This is a genomic window from Stenotrophomonas sp. STEN020 (assembly GCF_056760195.1).
Genome location: NZ_JBRREI010000004.1, coordinates 152699 through 158825 on the forward strand (window position 1 = coordinate 152699; position 6127 = coordinate 158825).

Sequence of the window (6127 nt, forward strand, 5' to 3'; positions counted from 1 at the left end):
TACGCTCAGGATCAGCGCGCGTCGCGGTCGTGCTCGGCCTGCTTTTCGCCGCTCTTGTCGGCATCGCGCGATTCGTCGCTCAGCTGTGCAGCCGGCTTGTCCTCGTCACGCATGCCCTTCTTGAACTCTTTGACCGCACTGCCCAGATCCTTGGCACCGCTCGTCAAGCGCTTGGTGCCAAACACCAGCAGCACGATGACCAGCACGACCAACCAGTGCCAGATGCTGAAACTGCCCATGATCTGCTCGCGTTATCTATGTGGAGGTTGTCGAGCATAGCGCACAAGGTCTTAACTGATCGCTATGCCAAAGGTCAGTGGCCGCCATCCAGGCTTTCGGTACGGATCTCACCTTCGGAGACCGGCTGGAAGCCCTGCTGCGGTGCCGGTTCAGCAGTGGCGTGCTGCAACGGCGCGGTGGTCGCGGTATCGGCACCAGCCGTATTGGCTGCCGGCGCCTGCACGCTGACCGCATTGCTGCGCGGCGCGCTTGCCACCACCGGCACGGCACTGCCCTGGGTGCCACGCTTTTCACGCGCGGCATAGGTGGACTCTTCCAGACGGTCACGGAAGGACACCACGTCGGACGACGGCGCAGTATTCAGGCGGCCTTCCAGGATCATGCGCGGGGTGGTGTTCTGGCCGTAGGCATCGAGGTTGGCGGCATCGTCGATCTGCAGCACCGCACCATCCAGTGCGACACCTGCAAACAGGCCGCGCGCGCGCGACCACGACCAGATCTCAGCCTTGAGCTGGCCGTCGGTAGCCGCCGAGGCATTGCGGCCAACCGGGCCGGCTGCGACACCAGCGTCAGCGCCGAGAGTGAACTTGCCGTTGACGATGTTGTCCAGACTGCGGTCGTTGCGGAACACCAGAATCACGTCCGACGACTGCACACCGGCCTGGAAACCGATGCTGCCGCCAGTAAGCTTAATGAATACCGGATTGGACCAGCTGCCATCGGCCATTTTCACCGACATCAGGCCGTGGCCGCGGCGTCCACCCAGCACCAGGCCGGCCTTGATGGTGTCCGGCAGGACGACGATGGCGCGGCCTTCGTCCAGCAGCTTGTCCGGAATGGACTGCTCGGGGATGTTCTGGATTTCACTGAGCACCCGCACCGCATTGCGGGCGCGCTGATCTTCCTGCGGACCGGCGACAGCAGTGGCGGACAACAAGCTCGCGGACAACAGCAGCACAAGGCACGGCAGGCGGCGCATGGGTAACTCCGTAGGTCGATGCATAGAAAGATAGCGCAAGTGCCTGAAATTAGTAGCGTGGCTCTGAATAGCTGGTGAGCGGGCGTGAGGCATGAGCAGCTGTGCCCCCTCCCTTTCGCATTGCGAAGGGGAGGGTTGGGGAGGGGTGATGTTCGCCGCAAACCTACAGCCCTCCCTTCTCCGCCCATACCTGCGAAAATGGCCGGATGTCCAACGCCCCCACTACCGCGTTGCTCGCGGTCAATCTAGGCACGCCCGAGACACCCACCGCTCCTGCGGTGCGGCGCTATCTGGCGGAATTCCTCAGCGACCCCCGCGTGGTCTCGATCCCGGCTTTGCTGTGGAAACCCCTGCTGTACGGGCTGATCCTGCCGCTGCGCAGTGGTCGCTCGGCACAGAAATACGCCCAGGTCTGGCTGCCGGAGGGCTCACCGCTGGCGGTATATACCCGGCGCCTGGCCGAAGCCATGCAACAGCAGTTGCCACAGTGGCGGGTGCGTGCAGCCATGCGCTATGGCCAACCGGCGATGCTGTCGGCGCTGGACACATTGGCTGCCGAGGGTATCCAGCGGATCGTGGTGCTGCCGCTGTACCCGCAGTACTCGACCACCACCACCGCCTCCATCGAGGACCGCGTGCAGCAATGGCAGGCACGCAACCCCAAGGTGACGGTGCATACCATCCGCGACTACGCCGATGACCCGGCCTGGGTTGCCGCAGTCGCCGCCTCCATTGCCGGTTACTGGGCCGAACATGGCCGCGGCGGCAAGCTGGTGTTCTCCTTCCATGGCATCCCGCAACGCCTGGCCGATGCCGGCGACCCCTATCCGCAGCGTTGCGAAGCCAGTGCCAAGGCCATTGCCGCAGCCCTTGGCTTGGCCAACGACGAATGGGAACTGGCCTATCAATCGCGGTTCGGCCGCGAACGCTGGCTGCAGCCCTATGCCGAGCCGCGGCTGTGGGAGCTCGCCGAAAGTGGCATCAAGACCCTGGACGTGGTCTGCCCGGGCTTTGCCACCGATTGCCTGGAAACCCTGGAAGAAGTGCAGATGGGCTTCACCGAAACCCTGGCCGAACGCGGCGCACGCATGCGCTACATCCCCTGCCTCAACGACAGCAGCGCCCATGCCGCTGCGTTGGCCGCACTGGCGGCGGCGCAACCGGCATGAGCGCGACGCCATTTGAACTGCAGCTCGATGGCATTCGCGTGGCCGGCCTGCGCGCCGGCAACCCGGATGGCCTGAAGGTCCTCGCCCTGCATGGCTGGCTCGACAATGCGGCCAGCTTCCTGCCGTTGGCCGCACAGCTGCCGACGCTGGACCTGGTGATGGTCGACCTGCCCGGGCATGGCTATAGCGACCACCTGCCGCTGACCACGCCGTACACCACGCCGCACGCCATCGTGCAGACCCTGGCCATTGCCGACGCGCTGGGCTGGGACCGTTTTGTACTGCTCGGTCATTCGATGGGCGCGGCGATCGCCAGCCTGATCGCCGCCGTGGCCGGTGAGCGCGTGCAGGCACTGGTATCGATCGAAGCACTGGGCGGGCTGACCGCACCAGCCGACGAAACCGTGCAGCGCCTGCGTACCTATGTGGAGGCGATGCTGAAGCTGGACGCCAAACAGTTGCGGGTATTTCCCGATCTCAGCGCGCCGGTACGCGCGCGGATGATGGTCAACCAGCTCAGCGAGGCCTCGGCGCGCCTGCTGATCGAACGTGGGGTCAAAGCCGTCGACGGTGGCTGGAGCTGGCGCAGCGATCCACGGCTGATGTTGCCCACCGCGGTGCGCATGACCGAAGAACAGGTCTGCGATGTGGTCAGCGCCATCCTCTGCCCGGTGCAGGTGATCTACGCAACTCCGGCACAGGCTTATTTCCCGGAACCGGAACGCAGCCAGCGCGCGGCGCTGCTGCCCGATGGCCGCCTGCACACCCTGCCAGGCCATCACCATGTGCATATGGATGACCCCGAGGCAGTCGCGGCGATCATCCAAGGGTTCATCGCGACATTGCCCGACGCCAGCTGAATATGGACGCCGATGCCAATAGCATCGGCTTCAGTAGTAAGCACGGCAGCCGATAACCCCGGCATTGCCGTAATCGAGAAGATGTCCCGCAGCCCCGCAACGGGTGCTGTGTGTCCCACCATCGCATGCCCCCCCGCCCCGCCCTTCGGCCCGGTGTCATCACCGGCCTGATCCTGCTCGCCTGTTGGCTGGGCTGGACCACCACCAGCGTTGCTGCACTAGGCCACCGTCCCAGCGGTGACGAAGCTGCGGTGACGGCGCTGGTGGATGGACTGCGTGCACAGGGGCGGCTGCCTGCTTCTGGCGCGCCGTTGGCAATCCGATTGAGCACGCCCGGCTGCGCCTGCGAGCAACGCGAGCAGGATTGGCAACAACTCAGCACCGCGCTGCAGGCACAAGGCGCGCGCGCAATCTCACTGAGCACAACTGCCGCCCATGAGCTGCTGGTGCTGGCTGCCGATGGCCGTCCGCTCTATGCGGGCCCCTTGCGGCCTTCTGCACTGGCCTGTGGCCGCAGCGATACAGCCCCGGCCAGCTGGCTGCCTGCACTGCTGTCAGAACACAGCCCACCCCTGATCCTTCCTCCCCGCTGTTCCTGTTGAACAGGAGTTCCCGATGTCCACTCGCCCCCACGCCACGACGCCACCTCCCGACGCCTATTACACGCAGCTGGCCTGCGCGGCGGACCGCTTGTTCCTGTACTTCGGCCTGATCCTCGGTCTGGCGTCGTTTGCGCTGGCGCTGTGGTCGGGGCAATGGCTGCCGTTCTACGCCGTCAGCCTGCCCTCACTGGCGCTGATGGCGGTGCAGATCAAACTGGCGCCGGGCAGCCTGCTCAGCCGGGTAACGGTGGCATTGGTGCTGATGGCGCTGGTCGCCGCCACCATCCAGCAGGCCAATGGCCTGGTGGAAATGCACTTCGGCGTCTTCGTGGTGATCGCGCTGCTGCTGTACTACCGCGACTGGATCCCGGTGGTGGTTGCTGCTGCCGCAATCAGCGTGCATCACCTGGCCTTCTATTGGCTGCAGACGCGCGGCTTGCCAGTACGCGCCTTCGCAGCAGGCGGTGGCTTCAACATCGTGCTGCTACATGCGCTGTACGTGGTGGTTGAAACCGCCTTCATCAGCGCGATGGCAGTGCAGCTGCGCCGCCAGGTACTGACCTTGGGCACCGCACCCGCGCGTCTGCGCGCGATGGTGGATGCAATCGCCAGCGGCGAAAGCAGCGACGCGATCGGTGACGACCGCCGCTACGCACCGGGCACCTTGGCCGATGGCGTACTGCGGATGCGTACCCAGCTTGAGCACAGACACCAGCAGGAAGCCGCGCTGCACCACGAGAACACCCAGATTCGCGCCTCGCTGGATGCATCGCGCACCGGCATGATGATTGCCGACAACGAGCACATCATCCGCTACGTCAACCGCTCGGTGGTGGCCCTGCTGCGCAACCAGCAGGACACCCTGCGCAAGGCCTTCCCGGACTTCAACGTCGATACCCTGGTCGGCAGTAGCATCCACCGCTTCCACGCCAACCCGGCGCGCATCCGCGGCATGCTCGATCAGCTGAAGAAGGTGCACAACGGCCAGATCACCATTGGCCCGGTGCATTTCAGCCAGGTGGTGACGCCGGTGTTCAACGCCGACGGTAGCCGCAGCGGTTTTGCGGTTGAGTGGCATGACCGCACCCAGGAACTGCTACTGGAGAACAGCGTGGCGGACATCGTCGCCGCCGCCTCGGCCGGCGCACTCGACCAGCGCCTGCAGACAGTAGGCGAGGCCGGCTTCATCCAGACACTTACCACCGGCATCAACCAGCTGCTGGAGGTTGTTGCCACCACCACCGGCGAGCTGCGTACGATGCTGTCCGCATTGGCGGCTGGCGACCTGGATCACCGTGTGCAGGGCGACTTTGCCGGCGACTTCGAAGCAATGAAGCTCGACGCCAACCTCACCGCCGAACGCCTGACCGGGATCGTTGGCCAGATCAAGCAGTGCTCGCTGGCGATCAACACCGCCGCGCACGAGTTGGCAGTCGGCAACGATGACCTGTCGCGGCGCACCGAGCAACAGGCCGCCAACCTGGAAGAAACCGCCGCCTCGATGGAGGAACTGACGTCCACCGTACGCGAAAACGCGGCCTCGGCCCGTCAGGCCAATCAGCTGGCAGTTGGCGCGGCTGATGTAGCCGCACGTGGCGGCGCTGTGGTTGGGCAGGTGGTATCGACGATGCGTGCGATCGAGCTGTCGTCCAAGCGCATTGCCGAGATCATCGGCGTGATCGATGGCATCGCCTTCCAGACCAACATCCTGGCGCTGAACGCTGCGGTGGAAGCCGCGCGTGCCGGTGAACAGGGGCGTGGTTTCGCGGTGGTGGCATCGGAAGTGCGCAGCCTTGCGCAGCGCTCGGCCACCGCTGCACGCGAGATCAAGGAATTGATCGGCGACTCGATGGGCAAGGTGGATGATGGTGCCGCGCTGGTCGCGCAGGCCGGCAGCACCATGAGCGAGATTGTCGGTTCGGTGCAGCAGGTCAGCGATATCGTTGCGCGGATTGCGGCTGCTTCGCAGGAACAATCGGTCGGCATCGAACAGGTCAATCACACCGTCGTGCAGATGGATGAAACCACCCAGCAGAATGCTGCCTTGGTGGAAGAAGCCAGTGCCGCAGCGCGCTCGATGGAAGAGCAGGCCAGTGCGTTGGCGGAGGCGGTTTCGGTGTTTCGTTATTCGGCCGGCGGTGCGGCTGAGGTTATGCGCCGGGTGGGGTGAGGTTGCTGTAGCAGGAACAAAATCAGGAGCAAAGGCACCCCTCCCTAGCCCTCCCCTTGCCTGCGGCAAAGGGAGGGAACGGATCATGCCCGTGACGACCATCTCGA

At 64.9% G+C, this 6127-nt stretch carries 6 protein-coding genes; 4 read left to right on the top strand and 2 right to left on the bottom strand.

The window, feature by feature from the left end; genetic code table 11:
• Window positions 1-11: 11 nt before the first annotated feature.
• Window positions 12-239 (bottom strand): Sec-independent protein translocase subunit TatA, encoded by a 228-nt coding sequence (tatA, locus tag ACVOLZ_RS03375; RefSeq protein WP_481514351.1) that lies wholly within the window; start codon window positions 237-239, stop codon window positions 12-14.
• A 74-nt stretch (window positions 240-313) separates the two neighbouring features.
• Window positions 314-1219, bottom strand: a complete 906-nt coding sequence (locus tag ACVOLZ_RS03380) for a lipid-binding SYLF domain-containing protein (RefSeq protein ID WP_481515028.1) — start codon at window positions 1217-1219, stop codon at window positions 314-316.
• Between the two features lie 206 nt (window positions 1220-1425).
• Between ACVOLZ_RS03380 and hemH the strand changes: the two genes are divergently transcribed.
• The 4 genes from hemH to ACVOLZ_RS03400 all read left to right on the top strand — a co-directional run bounded on the left by hemH (window position 1426) and on the right by ACVOLZ_RS03400 (window position 6020).
• Window positions 1426-2388: a ferrochelatase gene (gene hemH / locus ACVOLZ_RS03385; RefSeq protein ID WP_481515029.1), complete on the top strand. Its 963-nt coding sequence runs from the start codon at window positions 1426-1428 to the stop codon at window positions 2386-2388.
• Window positions 2385-3248 carry an alpha/beta fold hydrolase gene (locus ACVOLZ_RS03390; RefSeq protein WP_481515030.1) on the top strand — a complete coding sequence of 288 codons (864 nt, stop codon included), beginning with the start codon at window positions 2385-2387 and terminating at the stop codon, window positions 3246-3248. The genes hemH and ACVOLZ_RS03390 overlap by 4 nt, the downstream gene beginning before the upstream one ends.
• 125 nt (window positions 3249-3373) lie before the next feature.
• Complete coding sequence (locus ACVOLZ_RS03395) at window positions 3374-3850, top strand: hypothetical protein (protein ID WP_481515031.1); 477 nt, start codon at window positions 3374-3376, stop codon at window positions 3848-3850.
• A gap of 13 nt (window positions 3851-3863) precedes the next feature.
• Entirely contained in the window at window positions 3864-6020 is a 2157-nt protein-coding gene (locus tag ACVOLZ_RS03400; protein WP_481515032.1) for a methyl-accepting chemotaxis protein, read from the top strand.
• Window positions 6021-6127 lie beyond the last annotated feature (107 nt).

Excerpts from the sequence above, each read along its gene's own strand:
- tatA (WP_481514351.1), bottom strand. The coding sequence starts at position 239 with ATGGGCAGTTTCAGCATCTGGCACTGGTTGGTCGTGCTGGTCATCGTG.
- ACVOLZ_RS03380 (WP_481515028.1), bottom strand. The coding sequence starts at position 1,219 with ATGCGCCGCCTGCCGTGCCTTGTGCTGCTGTTGTCCGCGAGCTTGTTG.
- hemH (WP_481515029.1), top strand. The coding sequence starts at position 1,426 with ATGTCCAACGCCCCCACTACCGCGTTGCTCGCGGTCAATCTAGGCACG.
- ACVOLZ_RS03390 (WP_481515030.1), top strand. The coding sequence starts at position 2,385 with ATGAGCGCGACGCCATTTGAACTGCAGCTCGATGGCATTCGCGTGGCC.
- ACVOLZ_RS03395 (WP_481515031.1), top strand. The coding sequence starts at position 3,374 with ATGCCCCCCCGCCCCGCCCTTCGGCCCGGTGTCATCACCGGCCTGATC.
- ACVOLZ_RS03400 (WP_481515032.1), top strand. The coding sequence starts at position 3,864 with ATGTCCACTCGCCCCCACGCCACGACGCCACCTCCCGACGCCTATTAC.